The 23,968-nt window shown below is 45.0% G+C and carries 20 protein-coding genes, 1 tRNA gene and 1 riboswitch; of the genes, 15 read left to right on the top strand and 6 right to left on the bottom strand.

Annotation, left to right across the window (positions count from 1 at the left end; all coding sequences use genetic code 11):
• Positions 1-3 precede the first annotated feature (3 nt).
• From rsxB to VHA02S_RS05255, 4 genes are all read right to left on the bottom strand, one after another.
• Positions 4-597: an electron transport complex subunit RsxB gene (gene rsxB / locus VHA02S_RS05270; RefSeq protein WP_005444686.1), complete on the bottom strand. Its 594-nt coding sequence runs from the start codon at positions 595-597 to the stop codon at positions 4-6.
• Between the two features lie 3 nt (positions 598-600).
• Positions 601-1,179: an electron transport complex subunit RsxA gene (gene rsxA / locus VHA02S_RS05265; RefSeq protein WP_005425202.1), complete on the bottom strand. Its 579-nt coding sequence runs from the start codon at positions 1,177-1,179 to the stop codon at positions 601-603.
• A gap of 311 nt (positions 1,180-1,490) precedes the next feature.
• Positions 1,491-3,788, bottom strand: coding sequence for a formate C-acetyltransferase (pflB, locus tag VHA02S_RS05260; RefSeq protein ID WP_038897677.1), 2,298 nt, complete (start codon positions 3,786-3,788; stop codon positions 1,491-1,493).
• Positions 3,789-4,177: 389 nt separating this feature from the next.
• Positions 4,178-4,253 (bottom strand) — tRNA-Asn (locus VHA02S_RS05255).
• 559 nt (positions 4,254-4,812) lie between these two features.
• Between VHA02S_RS05255 and uvrB the strand changes: the two genes are divergently transcribed.
• The 3 genes from uvrB to luxU all read left to right on the top strand — a co-directional run bounded on the left by uvrB (position 4,813) and on the right by luxU (position 8,913).
• Positions 4,813-6,843 (top strand): excinuclease ABC subunit UvrB, encoded by a 2,031-nt coding sequence (uvrB, locus tag VHA02S_RS05250; protein ID WP_005444695.1) that lies wholly within the window; start codon positions 4,813-4,815, stop codon positions 6,841-6,843.
• A gap of 325 nt (positions 6,844-7,168) precedes the next feature.
• Positions 7,169-8,572 (top strand): quorum-sensing sigma-54 dependent transcriptional regulator LuxO, encoded by a 1,404-nt coding sequence (gene luxO, locus VHA02S_RS05245; protein WP_005444697.1) that lies wholly within the window; start codon positions 7,169-7,171, stop codon positions 8,570-8,572.
• The gene (gene luxU / locus VHA02S_RS05240) at positions 8,569-8,913 is read left to right on the top strand and encodes a quorum-sensing phosphorelay protein LuxU (protein ID WP_005444699.1); all 345 of its coding nucleotides are present in this window, start codon (positions 8,569-8,571) and stop codon (positions 8,911-8,913) included. The genes luxO and luxU overlap by 4 nt, the downstream gene beginning before the upstream one ends.
• Before the next feature lie 114 nt (positions 8,914-9,027).
• Here luxU and VHA02S_RS05235 read toward each other — a convergent pair whose 3' ends face one another.
• The gene (locus VHA02S_RS05235; RefSeq protein WP_038897678.1) at positions 9,028-9,921 is read right to left on the bottom strand and encodes a YvcK family protein; all 894 of its coding nucleotides are present in this window, start codon (positions 9,919-9,921) and stop codon (positions 9,028-9,030) included.
• Between the two features lie 175 nt (positions 9,922-10,096).
• A riboswitch (molybdenum cofactor riboswitch) is annotated at positions 10,097-10,230 on the top strand.
• Between VHA02S_RS05235 and moaA the strand changes: the two genes are divergently transcribed.
• The 12 genes from moaA (at position 10,219) to VHA02S_RS05175 (ending at position 21,708) form a co-directional block, all read left to right on the top strand.
• On the top strand, positions 10,219-11,208 hold the full coding sequence (gene moaA, locus VHA02S_RS05230; RefSeq protein ID WP_005444703.1) for a GTP 3',8-cyclase MoaA: 990 nt from the start codon (positions 10,219-10,221) through the stop codon (positions 11,206-11,208). It overlaps the preceding riboswitch by 12 nt.
• A 101-nt stretch (positions 11,209-11,309) precedes the next feature.
• Positions 11,310-11,822, top strand: a complete 513-nt coding sequence (gene moaB, locus VHA02S_RS05225) for a molybdenum cofactor biosynthesis protein B (protein WP_005433210.1) — start codon at positions 11,310-11,312, stop codon at positions 11,820-11,822.
• A 26-nt stretch (positions 11,823-11,848) separates the two neighbouring features.
• Positions 11,849-12,325, top strand: coding sequence for a cyclic pyranopterin monophosphate synthase MoaC (gene moaC / locus VHA02S_RS05220; protein ID WP_005444714.1), 477 nt, complete (start codon positions 11,849-11,851; stop codon positions 12,323-12,325).
• Positions 12,325-12,582 (top strand): molybdopterin synthase sulfur carrier subunit, encoded by a 258-nt coding sequence (gene moaD / locus VHA02S_RS05215; RefSeq protein WP_005444716.1) that lies wholly within the window; start codon positions 12,325-12,327, stop codon positions 12,580-12,582. Before moaC ends, moaD begins: the two co-directional genes overlap by 1 nt.
• A 1-nt stretch (position 12,583) precedes the next feature.
• The gene (gene moaE / locus VHA02S_RS05210) at positions 12,584-13,039 is read left to right on the top strand and encodes a molybdopterin synthase catalytic subunit MoaE (RefSeq protein ID WP_009702831.1); all 456 of its coding nucleotides are present in this window, start codon (positions 12,584-12,586) and stop codon (positions 13,037-13,039) included.
• Between the two features lie 561 nt (positions 13,040-13,600).
• A complete protein-coding gene (locus VHA02S_RS05205; protein WP_009702147.1) occupies positions 13,601-15,232 on the top strand; it encodes an ABC transporter substrate-binding protein in 1,632 nt (543 codons plus the stop codon).
• A gap of 107 nt (positions 15,233-15,339) precedes the next feature.
• A complete protein-coding gene (gene oppB / locus VHA02S_RS05200) occupies positions 15,340-16,260 on the top strand; it encodes an oligopeptide ABC transporter permease OppB (RefSeq protein WP_005444724.1) in 921 nt (306 codons plus the stop codon).
• 15 nt (positions 16,261-16,275) lie between these two features.
• The gene (gene oppC, locus VHA02S_RS05195) at positions 16,276-17,178 is read left to right on the top strand and encodes an oligopeptide ABC transporter permease OppC (RefSeq protein ID WP_005444726.1); all 903 of its coding nucleotides are present in this window, start codon (positions 16,276-16,278) and stop codon (positions 17,176-17,178) included.
• Between the two features lie 30 nt (positions 17,179-17,208).
• Complete coding sequence (locus tag VHA02S_RS05190) at positions 17,209-18,180, top strand: ABC transporter ATP-binding protein (protein WP_005444728.1); 972 nt, start codon at positions 17,209-17,211, stop codon at positions 18,178-18,180.
• Positions 18,177-19,169 (top strand): murein tripeptide/oligopeptide ABC transporter ATP binding protein OppF, encoded by a 993-nt coding sequence (gene oppF / locus VHA02S_RS05185; RefSeq protein WP_009698507.1) that lies wholly within the window; start codon positions 18,177-18,179, stop codon positions 19,167-19,169. The genes VHA02S_RS05190 and oppF overlap by 4 nt, the downstream gene beginning before the upstream one ends.
• A 184-nt stretch (positions 19,170-19,353) precedes the next feature.
• Positions 19,354-20,298 carry a glutathione S-transferase family protein gene (locus VHA02S_RS05180; protein ID WP_038897679.1) on the top strand — a complete coding sequence of 315 codons (945 nt, stop codon included), beginning with the start codon at positions 19,354-19,356 and terminating at the stop codon, positions 20,296-20,298.
• 135 nt (positions 20,299-20,433) lie between these two features.
• Positions 20,434-21,708 carry an MgtC/SapB family protein gene (locus tag VHA02S_RS05175; RefSeq protein ID WP_038897680.1) on the top strand — a complete coding sequence of 425 codons (1,275 nt, stop codon included), beginning with the start codon at positions 20,434-20,436 and terminating at the stop codon, positions 21,706-21,708.
• Positions 21,709-21,779: 71 nt separating this feature from the next.
• On the opposite strand, the gene pta is transcribed toward VHA02S_RS05175, so the two are convergent.
• The gene (gene pta / locus VHA02S_RS05170) at positions 21,780-23,945 is read right to left on the bottom strand and encodes a phosphate acetyltransferase (RefSeq protein ID WP_005439640.1); all 2,166 of its coding nucleotides are present in this window, start codon (positions 23,943-23,945) and stop codon (positions 21,780-21,782) included.
• Positions 23,946-23,968 lie beyond the last annotated feature (23 nt).

Below are 23,968 nucleotides of genomic sequence, written 5' to 3'. Positions count from 1 at the left end.
ACCTTATTTAATTGAATCAGTCACGTTCGCTGCACTGGCAGCATCCGTAATGTTAACCACTGGAATGGCGTTAAGTTTCCACTTCCAGCTCTCTGTGGTGGTTTCCACAGGAATCATTTCAATACAGTCGGTTGGACAAGGCGCAACGCACAAGTCACAACCCGTACACTCGTCTTTGATCACGGTATGAAGCGCTTTGGTACCACCGACAATCGCATCCACAGGACACGCTTGAATACACTTGGTACAACCGATACACATGTCTTCATGGATGAAAGCAACGGTTTTGACTTTGTTGTCGAGGTCGTGTGCCGACTCTTCCGCTTCGACACCCATCAAATCCGCCAGTTTTTCAATGGTCGCTTGACCACCTGGGGGACACTTGTTGATTTGATCGCCGTTAGCAATCGCTTCTGCGTATGGACGACAACCTGGGTAGCCACACTGACCACACTGAGTTTGAGGAAGAATAGAATCGATTTGATCGACGATCGGGTCGGCTTCTACTTTGAAGCGAATCGACGCAAAACCGAGTATGGCCCCAAATACAGCGGCAAGCGCTGCAAGGGCAATGATCGCAATTAAAATAGTACTCATTGTCTACTTCACCAAACCAGTAAAGCCCATGAAGGCAAGAGACATAAGACCTGCGGTGATCATTGCAATCGAAGCACCTTTAAACGGTACAGGTACGTCAGCTGCAGCAATACGTTCACGCATTGAGGCAAATAGGATCAATACCAAAGAGAAGCCAACTGCCGCACCAAAACCGTAAATGATCGATTCAATGAAGTTGTGGTTTTCATTGATGTTAAGCAGGGCAACACCCAAAACAGCACAGTTGGTTGTAATCAATGGTAGGAAGATACCCAACAGACGATAAAGCGTCGGGCTGGTTTTGTGCACGACCATTTCGGTGAACTGTACAACAACAGCGATCACCAAAATAAAGCTCATGGTTCGTAGATATTCGATGCCCAGTGGACGTAAAACATAGCTTTCCACTAAGTATGCACACACAGACGCGAGCGTTAGTACAAAAGTTGTAGCTAAGCCCATGCCAATTGCTGTTTCCAGTTTTTTAGACACGCCCATAAAAGGACACAAGCCCAAAAACTTCACCAGTACAAAGTTGTTCACCAGCACAGTGCCGACCAACAACAAAATATATTCGGTCATAGTTATTACGTTCTTAAAATCCGATCCCAATATTATCGTGTTTTGTGACACCAATAACAACCAAAGAACGGTGTGGTTTTATGCACCCGATGGAAAATTATACGTGTATGTGATGTGAGTGGATGGATTAATAAGAAATTGAAAAGTTTGGTGAATGGTTGTTAACAAAGGAAAACGCAATTTTCGTCACTGATTTAACGCACGCTTTGCTGGCGGCTTCACTCTTCATTTCTTGGATAAAACGAAATAGAAAATGCTCATACCCCTAATGAGCTAGGGGGATGAGCTAAGGTTAACGTTTCTAGATTGATTTACAGTTTTTCTGTAAAGGTGCGGCTGATAACGTCTTGTTGCTGCTCTCTCGTTAGCGAGTTAAAACGTACTGCGTAACCAGACACTCGAATCGTCAATTGAGGGTATTTTTCAGGATGTTCAACCGCATCTAACAGCATGTCTCGGTTGAGAACATTAACATTGAGATGCTGACCACCTTCAATCGCAATAGCCTCATTGCTTGCTTCATGATGGAAGTACCCATCCATTAGCGCCGCAAGGTTCCTCTTCTGGCTTGACTCATCTTTACCTAATGCATTGGGTACAATTGAGAAGGTGTAAGAAATGCCATCTTTCGCGTAAGCAAACGGCAGTTTGGCAACCGAAGCTAACGAAGCAACCGCTCCTTTTTCATCACGACCATGCATTGGGTTTGCACCTGGACCAAACGGCATACCTGCGCGGCGACCATCTGGCGTGTTACCCGTTTTTTTGCCGTAAACCACGTTAGATGTGATGGTTAGGATCGACTGAGTTGGCACAGCTTCACGATAAGTGTGCATCTTCTGAATTTTTTTCATGAAGCGCTCTACTAGATCACAAGCGATGTCATCAACGCGTGGATCATTGTTACCGAATTTCGGGTAGTCGCCTTCGATTTCAAAATCAACGGCGATGCCATTTTCGTCGCGAATCGGTTTCACTGTTGCGAATTTGATTGCAGCTAAAGAGTCTGCCACCACAGATAGACCCGCAATACCACACGCCATGGTTCGATGTACGTCACGATCCATCAGTGCCATTAATGACGCTTCGTAGCTGTAACGGTCATGCGAGTAATGGATGATGTTCAACGCAGTGACATATTGAGTCGCTAACCATTCCAACATATTATCGAAGCGCGGCATTAGTGCGTCAAAGTTGAGAATTTCATCTTGAACTTTTTCTACAGATGGACCTACTTGCGCTTTAGATTTCTCGTCTATGCCGCCGTTGATTGTGTATAGCAGCGCTTTTGCAAGGTTGGCTCGTGCGCCAAAGAACTGCATGTGTTGACCAACAATCTGTGGACTCACACAACAAGCTATCGCGTAATCGTCGTTATTGAAATCTGGGCGCATCAGATCGTCGTTTTCGTACTGAACGGAAGACGTATCAATTGACACTTTTGCTGCGTATTGCTTAAACGTCTCTGGTAATTGCTCTGACCACAGGATCGTCATGTTTGGCTCTGGTGCTGGTCCCATAGTATGCAATGTATGTAAGTAGCGGAATGTCGTTTTAGTTACGAGCGTGCGACCATCTACCCCCATCCCAGCCATGGCTTCTGTTGCCCAGATTGGGTCACCAGAAAACAGTGAATCGTATTCTGGTGTACGCAGGAAGCGAACCATGCGCAATTTCATGATGAAGTGGTCGATCATCTCTTGCGCTTGTGATTCATCAATCAAACCATTTGCGATATCGCGTTCTAGATAAACGTCTAAGAAGGTTGATGTACGACCCAATGACATTGCAGCGCCATTTTGTGATTTAACCGCCGCTAGGTAGCCAAAGTAGGTAAATTGAATCGCTTCTTGTGCTGTTTTTGCGGGTAGCGACATATCAATGCCGTATTTCAGACCCATTTGACGAATGTCTTCAAGTGCTTGAACTTGATCGGCAATCTCTTCACGCAGGCGAAGTGTCTTTTCAAGATCACTGCCACGCTCTAGGAAAGTTTGTGTTGAGTTGTATTGCTCTTTTTTATCTGCTTTTAAGAATTCGATACCGTAAAGGGCGATACGTCGGTAATCACCGATGATACGTCCACGACCATAAGCATCTGGAAGACCAGTAATGATGCCTGATTTACGACACGCTAGGATCTCTTTGGTGTACAGATCGAAACACGCTTTGTTGTGAGTTTTGCGGTATTCGGTGAAGATCTTTTCTACGGTTGGGTCTAGCTCTCGACCGTACACTTCGCACGAGTTTTTCACCATACGAATGCCGCCATTGGCGATAATGGCACGTTTGAGTGGCTGTTCGGTTTGTAAGCCAACGATCTTTTCTAAATCTTTGTTGATGTAACCCGCATCGTGAGAAGTAATTGTTGATGGCAGAGCGGTATCGAAATCAACAGGCGCGTGTGTGCGGCTTTCTTGTTTAATGCCTTCAAGCACTTGGTTCCACAATGCTGACGTAGATTCACTTACCTCAGCTAAGAAGGACTCGTCTCCTTCATAAGGGGTGTAGTTTTTTTGGATGAAGTCACGAGTGTTGACAGCATTTTGCCATTCACCAGCAGCGAATCCAGTCCATGCGTCAAGCATATCAGTCGTCGGAATAGTCATTAGTAAATCCCTAAGTTATTGATAAATAGAATGGAGGCGACGAGTAGGACGGAACCATTCTTAACCCTTTCAATCGTATGGACTTACTATTTATGAGTAAAATGAATGCTTTTCATTTTTTAAATGACTAAAATGCATTAATATTTAAATCATAGGTTTATGGTTGGCTTTTGCTTTTGGAACCACACATTTAATGCTTGGTATCGTGAATTTATCGGCGAATTAAAAGTAAAACAGAGTAATGAGCAGATTTGCCGTCATTCGAATTAGGAAGAAGCGGTGTGTATGAAGAGATTGTGTAACTGTATTTACTAAGCTTATTTGTGCTGAGATTCTAGAGGAGCAGATACGAAAAAGCCGCGTCTTTCGACACGGCTTCGTCTGGAATTTGGCTCCTCCTGCTGGATTCGAACCAGCGACCTGCGGATTAACAGTCCGTCGCTCTACCGACTGAGCTAAGGAGGAATTGCTTTGCTTGAAAGCGGGTCGAATCTTACCGAGCACCTATATTTCTGTCAACACCTAAAAAACACATTTCTAGTAAAAAATAATGGAATTTTATCTTTACTTTCTTGTAATCCTTGCCAGTAAAGGGCTGGAGTTACTTATCCACCAAATTTGTGGATAACTATGTTGATGAGATCTGAGTAAAGATCTTTTACATGCAACAGTGTTGTTTTATTTTGAATTTTTAAGCAGAAATAGGCACTGAATAAGCAAATAAAACAGTGATTTATTTAGATTGACGCAGAATTAGTTAAAGTGGATAAAATTTAGCCTTTTGGGGATAAAGGATAATATTAGGTCTTTCTGGGGAAAAGTTGTGGAAACTAAATTGTGATGATTTGGGGAGTATCACCAAGTAGGGCGAAAGACTATAACAGAGTCACCAGACTAAGGCTAGATCAAAATAGAGAAAGCACAAAAATTAGTAACAATGAGCTATAAATCTAAAATAGACGTAGATTTCATCTAATAAGGTGTATATATATACAGCCAAAGTGCAGTAAATTTGAGGAAGGGTATGAGTAAAGTTTATGAACTGGTCTCTGAGTATCAACCATCTGGTGATCAGCCAACCGCTATCAAACAGTTATTGGAAGGGTTAGACGCAGGTCTTGCTCATCAGACGCTATTGGGTGTAACTGGCTCAGGTAAAACATTCACGTTGGCAAATGTGATTGCGCAAGCGCAGCGTCCTGCCATCCTCCTTGCACCAAACAAAACGCTGGCAGCTCAGCTGTATGGTGAGATGAAAGCCTTCTTCCCAAATAATGCCGTAGAGTACTTCGTCTCTTACTATGATTACTACCAACCTGAAGCATACGTTCCAACGACGGACACCTTTATTGAAAAAGATGCTTCAGTTAATGCTCATATTGAGCAAATGCGTTTATCGGCCACTAAAGCCTTACTAGAACGCAAAGATGCGATCATCGTAGCGTCGGTATCGGCTATTTATGGTTTGGGTGATCCGGAATCGTATCTGCAAATGATGTTGCACCTGCGCCGTGGAGATGTGATTGATCAACGTGATATGCTGCGCCGTCTTGCAGAGTTGCAATATTCTCGCAATGACGTTGCATTCGAACGTGGTCAGTTCCGCGTTCGTGGTGAAGTGATTGATATCTTTCCGGCAGAATCAGACCAAGATGCGGTCCGTGTCGAAATGTTTGATGATGAAGTGGATTGCATTAGCGTATTCGACCCTCTGACTGGAGTGGTGAAACAGCGTGACTTACCACGTTATACCATCTATCCAAAGACTCACTATGTGACCCCGCGTGAGCGTATCCTTGATGCGATTGAAAGCATCAAAGATGAGCTTGAAGTTCGCAAGAAGCAGTTGCTAGATAACAACAAGCTTCTAGAAGAACAACGCATCAGCCAACGAACTCAGTTCGATATTGAGATGATGAACGAGCTAGGCTTCTGTTCAGGTATCGAAAACTACTCCCGTTACTTAAGTGGTCGAGCGGAGGGTGAGCCGCCCCCAACACTATTCGATTACTTACCTCATGATGGTTTACTGATCATCGACGAATCGCACGTTACAGTTCCACAAATTGGTGCGATGTATAAAGGTGACCGTTCGCGTAAAGAGACGTTGGTGGAGTTTGGCTTCCGTTTACCTTCAGCATTGGATAACCGTCCGATGAAGTTTGAAGAATTTGAGGCGATTTCTCCACAGACGATATTTGTATCAGCGACACCAGGTAACTACGAGCTGGAAAAATCAGCCGATGAGATTGCTGATCAGGTTGTACGCCCAACGGGTCTGCTCGATCCGGAATTGGAAGTACGTCCGGTATCGACTCAAGTTGATGACTTGTTGTCTGAAATTCGCATTCGAGCGGCGAAAGATGAGCGTGTTCTGGTGACGACGTTAACCAAGCGTATGGCAGAAGACTTGACCGAATACCTTCACGAGCACGATGTGAAAGTTCGATACCTTCACTCAGATATCGACACCGTTGAGCGTGTCGAAATTATTCGCGACCTTCGTTTAGGTGAGTTCGACGTGTTGGTAGGGATCAACTTGTTGCGAGAAGGTCTCGATATGCCCGAAGTATCGCTGGTGGCGATCTTGGATGCAGATAAAGAAGGTTTCTTGCGTTCAGAGCGTTCATTGATTCAGACCATTGGGCGTGCAGCTCGTAACATCAAAGGTAAAGCGATTCTTTACGCAGATTCGATCACTAAATCGATGAAGAAAGCAATGGACGAAACGGATCGTCGCCGTGAGAAGCAAAAAGCATATAACGCAGAGATGGGCATTGAACCTCAAGCCTTGAAGCGCAATATCAAAGACATTATGGAGCTGGGGGATATCACTAAGTCCAAACGTCAACGGAACACTAAGCAAGTTCCGTTATCGAAAGTGGCAGAGCCTTCGCAAACCTACGAAATTATGTCTCCACAGCAGTTGGAGAAAGAGATCAGTCGTCTAGAAGCGGCGATGTACCAACATGCTCAAGATCTGGAATTTGAATTAGCAGCGCAAAAGCGTGACGAGATTGAGAAGTTACGCGAGCAGTTCATCGCTAACAGTTGATTGATTGCTTCATTCCATGCCCAAGTGTTTGTGTTTACATAAATCGCTTGGGCACTTTCTTTCCCCTTACTCAACAGACAAAAAAGAAGCCAATAGGCAGTCGGATCTATTGGCTCGTTTTGTGAACATATCGTTCACTAACAACGTCAGTTGGCTAGGTGACCCGAGGGGTCATTAGTTTAAGAGCATGGTTTGTGCCATAATTTAACCTGTTGATATTCGGTTTAGTTTATTTAGAATACCCACAATCTTACGAATGATTATTTGCAAAATGCAAAGCGTAATGCGATTATTATTTAAAACACAACAAAAAATCGGCTAGGCTATGCAACAAATAACAGAAGGTCAAAAGTCTCGTTATCTACTAATGGTAGAAGACACCGCATCTGTCGCGGCATTGTACCGTTCTTACCTAACGCCACTCGGCATCGATATCAATATTGTTGGTACAGGCAGAGACGCAATCGAAAGTCTGAACCACCGTATTCCTGATCTTATTCTGCTCGATCTTCGTCTACCTGATATGACGGGGATGGATGTATTGCACGCAGTGAAGAAAAGTCACCCAGACGTGCCAATTATCTTTATGACTGCCCATGGCTCTATCGATACTGCGGTAGAAGCAATGCGTCATGGTTCTCAAGATTTCTTAATTAAACCATGTGAAGCTGACCGTTTACGCGTCACGGTAAATAATGCGATCCGTAAAGCTACCAAGCTTAAAAATGAAGCGGATAATCCGGGCAACCAAAATTACCAAGGCTTTATCGGCAGTAGCCAAACCATGCAGCAGGTTTACCGCACTATTGACTCGGCGGCGAGCAGTAAAGCAAGTATTTTCATCACGGGTGAAAGTGGTACTGGTAAAGAGGTGTGTGCCGAGGCAATTCACGCAGCAAGCAAACGTGGTGATAAGCCGTTTATCGCCATTAACTGTGCTGCCATCCCTAAAGATCTGATTGAGAGCGAGCTATTTGGTCACGTAAAAGGTGCATTTACTGGCGCGGCAAATGACCGACAAGGTGCGGCTGAGCTTGCTGACGGCGGCACTTTGTTTCTTGATGAGCTTTGTGAGATGGACCTAGACCTCCAGACAAAGTTACTAAGATTCATTCAAACGGGGACGTTCCAAAAAGTCGGTTCTTCGAAGATGAAGAGTGTGGACGTACGTTTTGTTTGCGCAACGAATCGCGACCCTTGGAAGGAAGTGCAAGAAGGGCGTTTTCGTGAAGACTTGTACTATCGTTTGTACGTGATCCCATTGCACCTTCCACCGCTGCGTGAGCGTGGCGAAGATGTAATTGAGATTGCTTATTCGTTGCTTGGTTATATGTCTCACGAAGAAGGCAAAAGCTTCATCCGCTTCTCGCAAGAGGTGATTGATAGGTTCAATAGTTATGAATGGCCGGGTAACGTTCGTCAGTTGCAAAACGTACTGCGCAACATTGTGGTATTGAACAACGGCAAAGAGATTACGTTAGACATGCTGCCACCGCCGTTGAACCAGCCAGTGGTTCGTCAATCGGCATCAAAATTTATTGAACCTGACATTTTGACGGTGTCAGACATTATGCCGCTTTGGATGACTGAGAAAATGGCCATCGAGCAGGCGATTCAAGCGTGTGATGGCAATATTCCACGCGCTGCGGGCTACTTAGATGTCAGCCCATCGACGATTTATCGCAAGTTGCAAGCTTGGAATAGCAGGGACGAAAAACAAAACGTATGAGTATGAACGTATTAAATCAGCAAAAGATTGAAGAGCTGTCTGCTGAGATAGGCAGTGATAATGTGCCCGTTTTGCTTGATATTTTTTTAGGGGAAATGGACACCTATATAACCCGATTATCTGATCTTAAAGGCAATGAGCAATTGATCTATTTGAAAGAGATCAGCCACGCACTCAAAAGCAGTGCCGCAAGCTTTGGTGCAGATCGACTGTGTGATTTGGCTATTGCGATCGACCGAAAAGCGAAGTCGAATCAGTTAGCCGAGCAGGGTGAGGATGCCACAGAGATGCTCGCTTTGCTTGATGTCACACGCGATGCCTATCGCTCTTGGACAAACTAGCGCTTTGTAGACGCTATTCAATGAGCACTAAAACATAAAGCCCTTCCGGTGTGGAAGGGCTTTTTCATTCGAGCAAATGGCTCTAGCTGGAGTCGTTTTCTCGATGCGAACTTTCTAGTTCGACGGCAACTGGTTTTCAATCGCAAGTTTGAGCTTGTCTCGATCATGACGCCAATCGCGATTAGTAGAAGCTAACGACTCGGTGACCACATTCCAGTTCTCAAGCACCTCTGGCTCTGTTTCTTCTGCCAATACGACATCAATCTTTCTTCCTTGGCAAGCACGCTCGCACCATTCGAGTTTTTGCTTCATTGTCATACGCCCAGCAGGACCATACTCTGGACTCAAGTTGGCGACAAAAATCACTTTTGCAGTTTGATTTGCGGCAATAGCTTTACCCAATTCAGGTAGGAGTAGTGGCGGCATAATGCTTGTTAAGAAACTTCCGGGACCAAGAATGATGGCGTCAGCTTCAGCAAGCGCTGTCACAGCTTCTTTGGTTGCGGGAACTTCTGGAGATAGATCGAGGCGACGCAAATCGGCATCCATCTCATCGACGTTGGTTTCGCCCGTAACCCATTGCCCATCGACCGATAATGCGGTGAGATCGGAAGGGTGCTCAGACATAGGCAGAATGTTGACGTCGACTTTCAACATATTGCGAATAAGGTTAATCGCTTCTAATGGGCGTACCGATAGGTTATCCAGAGCGGTCAGCATTAGGTTACCTAGGTTATGTCCGTCGAGTTCGCCAGTACCTTTGAAGCGATATTCGAACATCATGGAACTGATTGATGGTTCAGTGATCAACTGGTTGATACAGTTACGCGTATCACCCCATGCAATACCCCCTTGGCAATGGCGAATACGACCGGTTGAACCGCCATTGTCGGTTGTAGCAACAATGCCAGTTGCATTGCTGCCAAAATCTTTTAATGCTGCCAACATACGGCCTAAACCGTGACCACCACCAACTGCGACCACTTTCTTATCGGTGTAGATATTCATTACGTTCTTCTAATAATCTTGTAAAAAACGACTACAATTTAACTTAATGAGTGCCAAAGGGGTACTCACTAAGCGGTAAATTGTGTTTCTAGAGAGTTTTTTATCACTCAAGTCTGGATTCCATTACAAATATTAAGTATTTTACACGGCAAAGCTATCAGGGGTTTACCTCCTCTGGTTGCCATAACTCCGAGCTCACTATGCTAAGTCTAAGGATAGGCGTTTTGAGCCAGTGACATTCTGTCACAAGGGCATAATTGGAAATGATTATGCCTCCCGTGTTTGGAAAGGTGTTCCGTGGCGCAACAATTCGAAGACAAATTTCATCGTAAGTTCTATTACTTGCGTCTGTCTGTGACTGACGTATGTAATTTCAAATGTACCTATTGCCTTCCTGACGGCTACAAGCCATCGGGCAATAAAAACTCGTCTTTTTTATCTCTCCCTGAGATCAAGCGTGTCGTAAGAGCGTTTGCAGATTGTGGTACCTCAAAGGTCCGCATCACAGGTGGTGAGCCGAGTTTACGCAAAGACTTTACTGACATTATCCATTCTGTCGCAACGACGCCTGGCATCAAAAAAGTCGCTACAACGACTAATGGCTACCGCATGGCGAAACAGGTTGCTGATTGGCGTGAAGCTGGGCTGACTAATATTAATGTTAGTGTGGATAGCCTTGACCCCCGCATGTTCCATCAAATTACTGGTGAAAATAAGTTCACTGAGGTGATGAATGGTATCGAGCGCGCATTTGAAGTGGGTTATGAGCAAGTCAAAGTTAACGTGGTGCTGATGAAAGACCTTAACCACAGTGAGTTGCCTGCTTTTCTTAACTGGATTAAAGACCGTCCAATCCAATTGCGTTTTATTGAGTTAATGCAAACAGGAGAAATGGATGAGTTGTTTGCTAAGCACCATGTCTCTGGTGTTGCGATCCGAAATCAATTAATCGCCAACGGTTGGTTACTGAAAGTCCGTTCTCATAATGATGGACCTGCTCAGGTTTTCGTTCATCCTGATTACAAGGGTGAAATTGGTCTTATCATGCCTTATGAAAAAGACTTCTGTGAGAGCTGTAACCGACTTCGTGTCTCGGCTATGGGTAAACTGCATCTTTGTCTGTTCGGTGAACATGGCGTGGAGTTACGTGACCTGTTAGAGCGCGACGAGCAAGAAAGCGAATTGATTGAACGTATTCAGGCACAGTTGCAAACCAAATCCGTAAGTCACTTCTTGCACGATGGCAACACTGGTATGACGCCGCATCTTGCGTCTATCGGCGGTTAACTCCAATCAGATTTCACATCAGGAGCAGACGTGGCTTCTGATGATTTTTCCAGAATCGATACCTTGCGTATCAAAAAGCAAATTAAAGAATAGGTGAACAAATGGGTCACGCTGAAAGCAAATTTCAACCTGCAAACATTGCCGTTCTAACGGTATCTGACACTCGTACTGAAGAAAACGACACCTCTGGTGGTTACCTAGTTGAACACGCGAAGGAAGCAGGTCATAACGTCGTTGATAAGCAAATCGTAATTGACGATATGTACAAGATCCGTGCGATCGTTTCCCAGTGGATTGCGGATGAAAACGTACAAGCAATCATGATCACTGGTGGTACTGGTTTCACTTCACGTGACAGCACTCCAGAAGCGCTTAAGCCTCTATTCGATAAAGAAGTAGAAGGCTTTGGTGAGCTGTTCCGTTTGGTTTCTTATGAAGAAATTGGTACTTCAACCATTCAATCTCGTGCGATTGCTGGTTTCGCTAACCACACTGTTATCTTTGCAATGCCTGGCTCTACAGGTGCGTGCCGCACAGGGTGGACGAAGATCATCAAGCAACAACTAGATGCAAGTCATCGTCCTTGCAACTTTATGCCACACCTATCTGTATAACCTTTCCTAAAAGCGAAGGAAAAACCATGACCCAATTTACACATATCAATGCGTCTGGCGAAGCGAACATGGTCGACGTATCAGCGAAAGCGGAAACGGTTCGTGAGGCGCGTGCAGAAGCATTCGTTCACATGGCACCTGAAACTCTGCAATTGATTGTTTCTGGCCAACATCATAAAGGTGATGTGTTTGCAACCGCACGCATCGCTGGTATTCAAGCGGCAAAAAAAACGTGGGACCTAATTCCACTTTGCCATCCTCTATTGCTTTCGAAAGTAGAAGTACAACTTGAAGCAATTGAAGCTGAGAACATGGTACGCATTGAATCCGTTTGCAAGCTAGCAGGTAAAACTGGTGTTGAAATGGAAGCGCTAACGGCAGCTTCTGTAGCTGCATTGACGATTTACGATATGTGTAAAGCGGTACAAAAAGACATGGTTATTGGTCAAGTTCGTCTTCTAGAGAAGACGGGTGGTAAATCTGGTCACTTCAAGGCGGAATAATGATTAAAGTTCTTTTCTTTGCTCAAACGCGTGAACTGGTTGGTATCGATGCGCTTGAGCTCGATGATCAATTCAACAATGTTGAAGCGATTCGTGCTCACTTGGTTGAAATTGGTGAAGGTACAGAAGGTAAGTGGGATCTGGCCCTTGAGCCTGGTAAATTGCTCGCTGCAGTAAACCAATCTATTGTCCCACTGGATACTGAAGTGAAAGAGGGTGATGAAGTTGCTTTCTTCCCCCCTGTGACAGGAGGTTAAGATGGATCCTCGTGTTTCTGTACAGGCTGAAGACTTTTCTGTTGATCAAGAATATCAGCGCTTGTCGGAAGGCACTGCGTCTGGAGCCGTTGTTACGTTTATCGGTAAGGTTCGTGATATGAATCTTGGTGATAATGTGATCGGTCTGCACTTAGAGCATTATCCTGGAATGACAGAAAAAAGCCTGATCGATATCTGTAATGAGGCGGAGTCACGTTGGCCATTACTTGGGGTCCGTGTGATACATCGTGTTGGTGACCTTGATACCGGCGATCAAATTGTGTTCGTAGGAGTCTCAAGCGCTCATCGAGGTGCGGCATTTGATGCTTGTGAATTCATTATGGATTACCTAAAGACTAAAGCGCCATTCTGGAAAAAAGAACGTACAACGAGCGATAACCGCTGGATTGAGTCACGAGATACTGACCATCAAGCTGCGCAGCGTTGGGAAAAGTAGAACCGTTTTTTATTCTGCGACCAAATCTACTAAAGCCAGATGTTCATCTCATCTGGCTTTTTCTTTTTTTACGATAAAAACGGAGTTTACTTCCTACTTTGACCTGCCGATAAATTCATCACCTTTCCTTCCTTTCACCTCTCGGTGACCTTGTTCACAATAAAAAATATCGAACAAGATATATGCAATTATTAATTAGACTCAATGTGTCACAAATGTTAATTTTTATACATATATCTAGCATAAGATGCTACCAAAGAGTTTGAATTTAGATTTATCGACAGTTTTGCCTGCCAAATGAACTCGCAAATCTGCATTTATCTACCCAATACAAACTATGTAGTATTTATTGCTAAATACGAGCACTAATTACAGAATTATTAGTTTTTTTGCTACATTTTTATGGCAAATTACTTCAATGATTGCTAATGTGTGCCGCAGTCTTTGTAAGGTTTTAGTGTTTTGTGCTCAGAAAGTGTACTAAAAAATTCTAAAATTCTGACCGTTCCAGTCCCTTGCAGAGAAGTCATGGATGCTAATGAAAAACTTGGAGTTTTACGCATGTATAAGAACAAAATCACCAAAGCCCTTCTTCTAGGTGCTGGTCTGGCAGTGGCTGCCTCTTCTTCTACCGCTTTCGCTGCTGACGTTCCAGCAGGCACTAAACTAGCAGATAAACAAGAACTCGTTCGTGGTAACGGTACTGAAGTTGCAACAATCGACCCGCACAAATCTCAAGGGGTTCCAGAGTCGCATGTGATTCGTGATCTTCTTGAAGGCTTAGTGAACCAAAATGCAGACGGCGACACTATCCCTGGTGTAGCTGAGAGCTGGGAAACCTCAGACAACAAAACTTTCACCTTCCATCTACGTAAAGACGCAAAATGGTCTAACGGCGATCCTGTAACAGCGCAAGATTTTGTATACAGCTGGCAGCGTGCGGTCGATCCTGCGACGGCTTCACCATATTCTTGGTACATGGAATACACCAAGATGAAGAATGCAAAAGACATCGTTGCGGGCAAAAAAGACAAGAGCGAATTAGGTGTTAAAGCGACTGACGACCACACGCTAGTGGTTGAGCTAGATACCGCCGTTCCTTACTTTGTAATGATGGCTGGTCACACAACAATGAAACCAGTACATAAAGCGACAGTTGAGAAGTTTGGTGATCAGTGGACGAAACCAGAAAACTTCGTAGGTAACGGCGCTTATGTCGTAAACAACTGGGTTGTGAATGAGCGTCTAGAGCTTGTTCGTAACAACGAATACTGGGATAACGACAAAACGGTTATCAACAAAGTAACGTACCTTCCAATTGAGAACGGTGTTGCTGAAATGAACCGTTTCCTATCTGGTGAAATTGATTTCACGTCTAAACTGCCTACAGAGCACTTTAAGCGTCTGAAAAAAGAGCACCCAGAATCAGTATCGGTTGAAGGTAGCCTGTGTACTTACTACTACTCATTCAATACTAAGAAAGAACCATTCAACGACGTTCGCGTTCGTAAAGCGATTTCTTACGCTATCGACCGTAACATCGTAGCAAACGCAATTCTTGGCCAAGGTCAGAAGCCTGCTTACTTCCTAACGCCTGAAATTACAGCGCACTTCAACCCTGAGCTACCAGCTTACGGCAAGATGACGCAAAAAGAGCGTAATGCAGAAGCGGCACGCCTATTGGCTGAAGCGGGTTACGGCAAAGACAACCCACTTAAATTCTCTCTTCTATACAACACGGATGAGAACCACAAGAAACTAGCAGTAGCACTAGGTTCTATGTGGAAGAAAACTCTAGGTCTAGACGTAACGCTAGAAAACCAAGAGTGGAAAACTTACCTATCGACTAAAGACCAAGGTGATTTCGAAGTGGCACGCGCCGGTTGGTGTGGTGACTACAACGAAGCATCTTCATTCCTAACCCTAATGGTTAGCTCGAACACAACTGGTGGTCAGCACTGGGGTAATAAAGAGTACGATGCTCTGATTGATAAAGCGATCAAATCGACTTCTGAAGAAGAGCGTACCAAAATTTACCTAGAAGCTGAGCAACTGATGGCGAAAGATATGCCAATTGCGCCTATCTACCAGTATGTTCGTTCTCGTCTATTAAATCCGCACGTTGGTGGTTTCCCTGCAAACAACGCGGAAGAAAAGATCTACACCAAAGATCTTTACATCAAAGCTGACTAATTAAAGTCACTTCAAAACTATAAGAATAAGGCTCACACGCACCATTGAAGGAGCGTGTGCAGCCTATCATTTACATTTTAACTGTCACAGACTGAAAGAGTGAGTTTATGCTTAAATTCATCGCAAAAAGGATATTTGAGGCGATCCCAACCATGTTGGTTTTGATCACCGTATCTTTCTTTCTCATGCGTTTCGCACCGGGTAACCCATTCTCGAGCGAGCGCCCATTACCGCCAGAAGTTATGGCGAACATTGAAGCTAAATACGGTCTAGATAAGCCTGTATTTGAGCAATACACCACATATTTGACCAACGTTATCCAAGGTGATTTTGGTCCTTCATTCAAATACTTAGATTACACAGTAAATGAGCTAATCTCTGTTGCATTACCAGTATCAGCGAAGGTTGGTTTTATCGCCTTTATCTTCACTGTAATTTTGGGGGTGACGGTTGGAACCATAGCCGCACTCAAGCAGAATACTTGGGTGGACTACGCCATAATGTCAACGGCGATGCTCGGGGTAGTTATGCCGTCCTTCGTATTGGCTCCTGCTCTGATTTACTTGTTCTCTCTCCATTGGAATTTATTCCCCGCGGGTGGTTGGCATGACGGAGGGTGGCAATACATTGTGCTACCTGTGATCGGTATGTCATTGCTCTACGTGGCGACTTTCGCACGTATCACTCGTGGCTCGATGATCGAAACATTGAACAGTAACTTTATTCGTACCGCTCGCGCAAAAGGTCTAAGTTACCGTTACATCATCCTGAAACACGCACTAAAACCAGCTCTGCTTCCTGTTGTGTCATACATGGGACCAGCGTTTGTAGGTATCATCACAGGTTCGGTTGTTATCGAGACCATTTTTGGTCTGCCTGGTATCGGTAAGCTGTTTGTCAACGCTGCCTTCAACCGTGACTACTCGCTAGTAATGGGTGTGACCATTCTGATTGGTTTCCTATTCATTCTATTCAACGCTATCGTTGATATTCTGCTAGCAATGATTGACCCGAAAATTCGCTACTAACAGGGAAGTATGGTTATGTTAACGAAAAAAGAGAATCTTGAAGCGGTCGAGAAATTTGCAGAGAACCTGGAAGTTGAAGGCCGTAGTTTGTGGCAAGACGCCCGTATCCGCTTTATGCGTAACAAAGCGGCGATGGTGAGCTTGTTCATTCTTGCATTGATGACCCTAGCGGTAATCTTCTTACCGATGATTGCCCCTTACGCTTTTGATGATACTGACTGGTATGCAATGCACGTTGGTCCGAGTGCTGAGCACTGGTTTGGTACAGACAGCTTAGGTCGAGACCTTTACGTACGTACGCTGATTGGTGGTCGTATCTCTCTAATGGTTGGTGTTCTAGGTGCATTAGTTGCGGTTGTGATTGGTACACTTTACGGTGCGGCTTCTGGCTTCATTGGCGGTAAAGTTGACCGTATCATGATGCGTATTCTTGAGATCCTATATGCGGTACCGTTCATGTTCCTAGTTATCGTACTGGTAACATTCTTCGGTCGTAACATTGTTCTTATCTTCGTCGCTATCGGCGCTATCGCATGGCTAGATATGGCTCGTATCGTACGTGGTCAAACGCTAAGCCTGCGTAGTAAAGAGTTTATTGAAGCGGCACACGTTTGTGGTGTGAGCAACTGGAAGATCATCACTCGCCACATCGTTCCAAACGTATTGGGTATCGTAGCGGTTTACTCAACACTACTTATCCCAAGCATGATTCTAACGGAATCATTCCTTTCATTCCTTGGTCTTGGTGTACAGGAACCAATGACAAGTTGGGGCGCACTTCTACAAGAAGGCTCACAAACAATGGAAGTAGCAATCTGGCAGCTGGCATTCCCAGCAGCGTTCATGGTTGTGACTCTATTCTGCTTCAACTACGTTGGTGACGGTCTGCGCGATGCGCTGGATCCAAAAGACAGATAATTAAAAATAGAAAGAATAAAGGAAGCAATGATGAGTTTATTAGATGTCAAAGATCTGCGCGTCGAATTTACCACGCAAGATGGTATCGTAACCGCAGTAAACGATTTGAACTTCTCTCTGAATCAAGGCGAGACCCTAGGTATCGTAGGTGAGTCTGGTTCAGGTAAGTCACAAACTGTATTCGCAATCATGGGTCTACTGGCTAAGAACGGTATTATCTCTGGTAGCGCGAAATTTGAAGGTCGAGAAATCCTTAACCTTCCAGAAAAAGAGCTTAACAAGGTTCGAGCGGAACAGATCGCTATGATCTTCCAAGACCCGATGACCTCTCTTAACCCATACATGAAAGTCAGTGATCAGCTGATGGAAGTACTGATGCTGCACAAAGGTATGGGCAAAGCAGAAGCATTCGAAGAGTCTGTTCGTATGCTTGAAGCGGTAAAAATCCCAGAAGCTCGTAAGCGTATCACTATGTACCCACACGAGTTCTCGGGCGGTATGCGTCAACGTGTAATGATCGCAATGGCGCTGTTGTGTCGTCCAAAACTGCTTATTGCGGATGAGCCAACAACGGCATTGGACGTTACGGTTCAAGCGCAGATCATGGATCTGCTGAACGAGCTGAAATCTGAGTTCAACACTGCAATCATCATGATCACGCACGACCTTGGTGTTGTTGCAGGTTCATGTGACAAAGTACTGGTTATGTACGCGGGTCGTACCATGGAGTACGGCACAGTGAACGAAATCTTCTACAACCCAAGCCACCCATACGCAGAAGGTCTATTGAAGGCTATTCCTCGTCTAGATACAGAAGGCGAGATTCTGCCAACGATTCCTGGCAACCCGCCAAACTTGCTTCGTCTACCACCTGGCTGTCCTTACCAAGATCGCTGCCATCGCGTGATGGATCGTTGTAAGCGTGAAGCACCAATTCTGACGCCATTTGGTGATGGTCGTCAGCGTGCATGTTTTTCTGAATGGGAGGCTTGGAGCAAATGAGTACAGATAAAAAGCTAATTCTGGATGTATCTGATCTGAAAGTTCACTTCAGCATTGCATCAAAATCTGCGTGGCCTTGGTCAAAACCTTCAAGCCTAAAAGCGGTAGACGGCGTAAACGTTCGTTTATACGAAGGCGAGACCCTTGGTGTAGTAGGCGAGTCCGGTTGTGGTAAATCGACATTTGCTCGCGCCATCATTGGTCTGGTGGAAGCAACAGACGGTGAAGTGGTTTGGTTGGGTCAAGATCTGACAAAAATGAAAGACGTCCAACGTCGTGAAACGCGTAAAGAAATCCAAATGATTTTCCAAGATCCTCTGGCTTCTCTTAACCCACGTATGACGGTTGGTGACATCATCGCTGAACCATTAGAGACATTCTACCCAGAGCTGACTAAGCAAGAAGTGAAAGACCGCGTTAAAGAGATGATGGCGAAGGTAGGTCTTCTACCAAACGTTATCAACCGCTACCCACACGAATTCTCTGGTGGTCAGTGTCAGCGTATTGGTATCGCACGTGCTCTGATTTTAAAACCTAAGATGATTATCTGTGACGAGCCAGTATCAGCACTGGATGTATCGATTCAGGCTCAGGTAGTTAACCTATTGAAAGAGCTGCAAAAAGAGCTTGGTCTTTCATTGGTGTTCATCGCGCACGATTTATCAGTTGTGAAACACATTTCTGACCGCGTACTGGTTATGTACCTAGGTAATGCTGTGGAGCTGGGTGAAGCAGATGCGTTGTTTGCAGATCCAAAGCACCCATACACTCGTGCACTAATGTCTGCTGTGCCTATTCCAGATCCGGAAATTGAACGCAGTAAGAAGATCCAGATGTTAGAAGGTGATCTACCATCTCCGATCAGCCCACCATCGGGCTGTGTATTCCGTACTCGTTGCCCTCAAGCAACGGATGAGTGTGCAAAGACAAAGCCAAATATCCAAGGTTCTGATATTCATGCAGTTTCTTGTTTGCACGTAGCGGTGTAATTAAATTCGGCCTGTGACGGGCTTAAGCGCGGCTCCTTTTATAGGGTCGCGCTTTTTTTATGCCTACGATCTAGGCTTGATTTAGTTCATTCGAAATTCTTGAACAAGTTGAACTAAGCGGTTGGATTTTAAGCTTTGCATGATTCGCTAATATAGTGGAAAACAGAATCTGAGGAGAGCAGTCATGGGTAAGTTAGTTGAAGGTGTTTGGCACGATGTATGGTACGACACTAAATCAAGTGGCGGTAAATTCGTGCGAGAAGATGCAGGGTTTCGCAACTGGATTAAAAACAAACCGGATGCAACCTATCAACCAGAGTCTGGTCGCTATCACTTGTATGTTTCACTTGCTTGCCCTTGGGCGCACCGAACGTTGATTTTTCGCAGTCTCAAAGGGTTAGAAAAACACATCGATGTCACAGTGGTGTGTCCTGATATGCTCAACGAGGGCTGGCAGATGGGATTGCCTGAGCCATTATTTGGTCACTCCCGTATGCATCAAATTTATACTGAAGCTAAACCGGATTACACTGGTCGAGTTACAGTGCCAGTATTATGGGACAAGAAGACCAATACCATTGTGTCGAATGAATCGTCAGAAATCATCCGAATGTTTAACTCTGAGTTTAATGAGCTAACAGGCAATCATGATGATTATTACCCGGAGCAACTTCAAAGTGTGATTGACGAATGGAATGATTACATCTATCCAAACGTGAATAACGGTGTTTATCGTTGCGGGTTTGCCACAACTCAAGAGGCGTATGAAGAAGCTTTTGATTCACTCTTTGATACTTTGGATAAAATTGATGCCCATCTTGCGACGCATCGCTACTTAGCAGGTAATAAAATCACTGAAGCAGATTGGCGCTTGTTTACTACTCTTGTGCGTTTTGACGCCGTGTATGTAGGTCACTTTAAGTGTAATAAACAACGCATCGCGGATTACCCAAATATTCAGGGTTATTTGAAAGAGCTGTATCAAATAGAGGGTGTGGCAGAAACCACGGACTTCTACCACATAAAGCGTCACTATTATTTTAGCCATACTGGCATCAACCCAACACAAGTGGTACCGAAAGGTCCTGAATTAGATTTGGATTCACCTCATGGTCGAGAATCTATCTAAGTTTAAAACCTCTAAGAAAAGCGCCATTTGATGTGGCGCTTTTCTTTTTTCTCAATATCTTCTTAGCATCACAGCTTCTTCCTACCAATCACATAAACTGATGATATAACAACCGATCTTTGACCGAGGTGGGGTATGGATATCAATGAGTTTGTCAGTGGCGAGCATCTAATTTGGAATCTGTTTGTTGCTCTGCTTTTGGGTGCGATTGTGGGAACACAACGTGGCTGGGTGATGCGTAATAGCGTCGAAGGCAGTCGCGTTGCAGGTATCCGCACCTTTTCTTTAGTCGGTTTGCTTGGTGGCTTGGTTGGGATTCTTGCCAATCTGTATACGCCTTTGTTACTTGGCTTTGCTCTTATTGCTTTGGTTATTCTTGCTTGCATTGCGTTCGTTATTCAGCAAAGAAAGAGTGAAGACATCAGCATTACTGGCGTCGTCAGTTTAGTCATTACGTTTGTTCTTGGTAGTTTGGCAGTATCCGGTGAGCCTGTTCTTGCTGCGGCAGCTGCCGTTATCACCGCAGTTGTTCTGGACAACAAGAGAGAACTTCATCAGGCGCTTCAACGCCTCCAAGAGTACGAGCTTGATGCCGCTTTGCGTCTGCTGCTCATTTCCATCGTCTTGTTGCCGCTCTTACCTAATCAAGCTTACGGTCCTTGGAATGCACTTAATCCTTATGAGATTTGGTGGATGGTGGTGTTGATTGCCAGTATTTCATTTGTGGGCTACTTTGCGATTAAAATTGGTGGGGCGAAGCGAGGCATTTTGTTTACTTCTGTCTTCGCTGGCTTAAGCTCATCTACTGCGCTCACACTGCAGTTCTCCCATCTTTCACGCGAACAATCGAGTATCAGCCCTTTGCTAGCAAGCGGCATACTATTGAGTTGCGGTACCATGTTTCCTAGGCTGCTAATTGTGCTGTCAGTGATTAACCCTCAGTTAGTGACATTGTTGTGGCCCATCGTCATGATTATGATGATTGCTCTTTACTTCCCTGCTTGGTGGATATGGCGTCGAAGTGAGGTAGGGAAGGTGGAACAATCAAATAAACAAACCAATCCTTTGGCATTGCAATCGGCGTTGTTCTTCGGTGTCGTATTGGCTGTGATTATGCTGTTATCGCATGCACTGTCTGATCTGTTTGGTAATGCTGGTGTTCTGATACTATCTGCGCTATCCGGCATTACAGATGTCGATGCTATTTCCCTTGCTCTTGGGCGACAAAGTACTCAAACCCTAAGTGTGGAAACCGCGGCACTGGGTATTCTTATCGCGGCATCAGTCAATACAGTGGTGAAAATGGGGATGGTTGTCGCAATAGGGGATAAGGCATTGTGGAGAAGAGTTGCGCCCGTCATGGTTGGATGCGTGCTTTTTGGCGCTATTTTGTTTTTGGCTTTGTATTGATTTATCCGAATACGAAATGAAAAAAAACCTCGCCGTGGCGAGGTTTTATTATTTTGGAAGAAGCGAAGTTATTAGTTAACTGCTTTTTCTTTTGCTTGGTCAGCTTGATCTGCCTGAATCGCAGTTAGAGCAACTGTGTACACGATATCGTCTACTAGTGCACCGCGAGATAGATCGTTTACAGGCTTGCGCATACCTTGCAGCATTGGACCGATAGATACTAGGTCTGCTGAACGTTGTACCGCTTTGTAAGTCGTGTTACCAGTGTTTAGGTCTGGGAATACGAATACTGTTGCTTTACCTGCTACTGGAGAGTTAGGCGCTTTAGAAGCTGCCACGTTTTCCATGATCGCTGCGTCGTACTGTAGAGGACCGTCGATCACTAGATCTGGACGTTTCTCTTGAGCAATCTTAGTCGCTTCACGTACTTTATCTACGTCTGCACCCTTACCAGATTCACCAGTAGAGTAAGAGATCATAGCAACGCGAGGGTCGATACCGAATGCCGCTGCAGAATCAGCAGATTGGATAGCGATTTCAGCAAGCTGTTCAGCTGTTGGATCTGGGTTGATCGCACAGTCACCGTAAACCAATACTTGGTCAGGTAGCAGCATGAAGAATACAGAAGATACGATAGACGCATCAGGTGCAGTCTTGATGATTTGGAACGGAGGAACGATAGTGTTTGCTGTGGTGTGAACCGCACCAGAAACTAGACCGTCTACTTCGTCGTTCTCAAGCATCATTGTGCCTAGGAATACTGAATCTTGTAGTTTCTCACGAGCAACAACTTCAGTCATACCTTTCGCGCCACGTAGCTCAACTAGACGAGCAACGTAGTTTTCACGAACTTCATCAGAGTTGATGATAGTTACGCCAGCACCTAGCTCAACGCCTTGTTGTGCAGCAACGCGACGGATTTCGTCTGGGTTACCTAGAAGCACACATTCAGCGATACCGCGCTCAGCACAGATAGCCGCAGCTTTAACTGTACGTGGCTCGTCACCTTCAGGAAGAACGATACGCTTACCAGCTTTACGAGCGAACTCAGTTAGCTGGTAACGGAATGCTGGAGGGCTTAGACGACGAGACTTCTGAGTACCTTCAGTCATAGACTCGATCCAGTTACCGTCGATGTGACCAGCAACGTGCTCGTTGATGAACTCAATACGCTCTTTATCGTCTGCAGGTACTTCGATAGAGAAGCTCTGTAGGTTTAGAGAAGTCTGCCAAGTGTTACCTTGTGCTTTGAAGATCGGTAGACCAGTTTCGAACGCTGGCTTACAAAGACCAGTGATCTCTTCAGGGATGTCGTAACCGCCAGTCAATAGAACTGCACCGATATCAACACCGTTCATTGCTGCAAGTGCTGCTGCAACGATTACGTCTGGACGGTCTGCAGAAGTAACAAGTAGAGAACCTGGTTTGAAGTGCTCAATCATGTTTGGCAGAGAACGTGCACAGAAAGTGATGCTCTTAATACGACGAGTCGCAATGTCACCTTCGTTGATGATGTCAGCATTTAGGTGCTGAGCCATATCGATAGCACGAGTAGCGATCAGATCGATGCTCCATGGCACGCAACCTAGTACACGAATTGGAGAAGTGTTGAAGATTTCCATCACTTTCATTTCGTTTTGCTTCGCGCTGTCTGCATCATCAAAGATTTCAGATAGGTCAGGGCGAGTACGGCCAGCTTCGTCAACAGGTGCGTTTAGCTTGTTGATGATTACGCCAGAGATGTTCTTGTTCTTAGTACCACCGAAGTTAGAACATGCTACTTCGATGCGCTCTTTAAGTTGAGCTGGGTTATCTGTACCAGGAGTTGCAACAAGAACGATTTCCGCGCCTAGAGTCGCTGCGATTTCCGCGTTCACTTGGTTAGCGAATGGGTGCTTACGAGTTGGTACTAGACCTTCGATAAGCGTTACGTCTGCATCTTTGTTGATTTGGTTGTAACGCTCAACAACAGTTTCTAGCAGCTCGTCCATGTTGTCGTTACCGATTAGGCTTTCAGCAACAGACATCGCTAGTGGTTGACCGATCTTCATATCGCTGTTGTAACCAACGATAGTTGAAGTTAGATCAGGTTGATCACCGCCAGAACGTGGCTGTGAAATTGGTTTGTAGAAAGAAACCTTAACGCCTTTGCGCTCCATTGCGCGAAGAACACCCATGCTTACGCTAGTTAGACCAACACCAGCACTTGCAGGGATAAGCATAATAGTACGAGACATTCGTAGAGTACCTTTAGCTATTG

Origin of the sequence: Vibrio harveyi NBRC 15634 = ATCC 14126 = KCTC 12724 (assembly GCF_001591145.1) — a bacterium.
In the GTDB taxonomy this organism is placed as follows: Bacteria; Pseudomonadota; Gammaproteobacteria; order Enterobacterales; family Vibrionaceae; genus Vibrio; species Vibrio harveyi.
The sequence above is the reverse complement of the archived record's forward strand: the minus strand, read 5'-3'. Positions and strand labels throughout refer to the sequence as shown.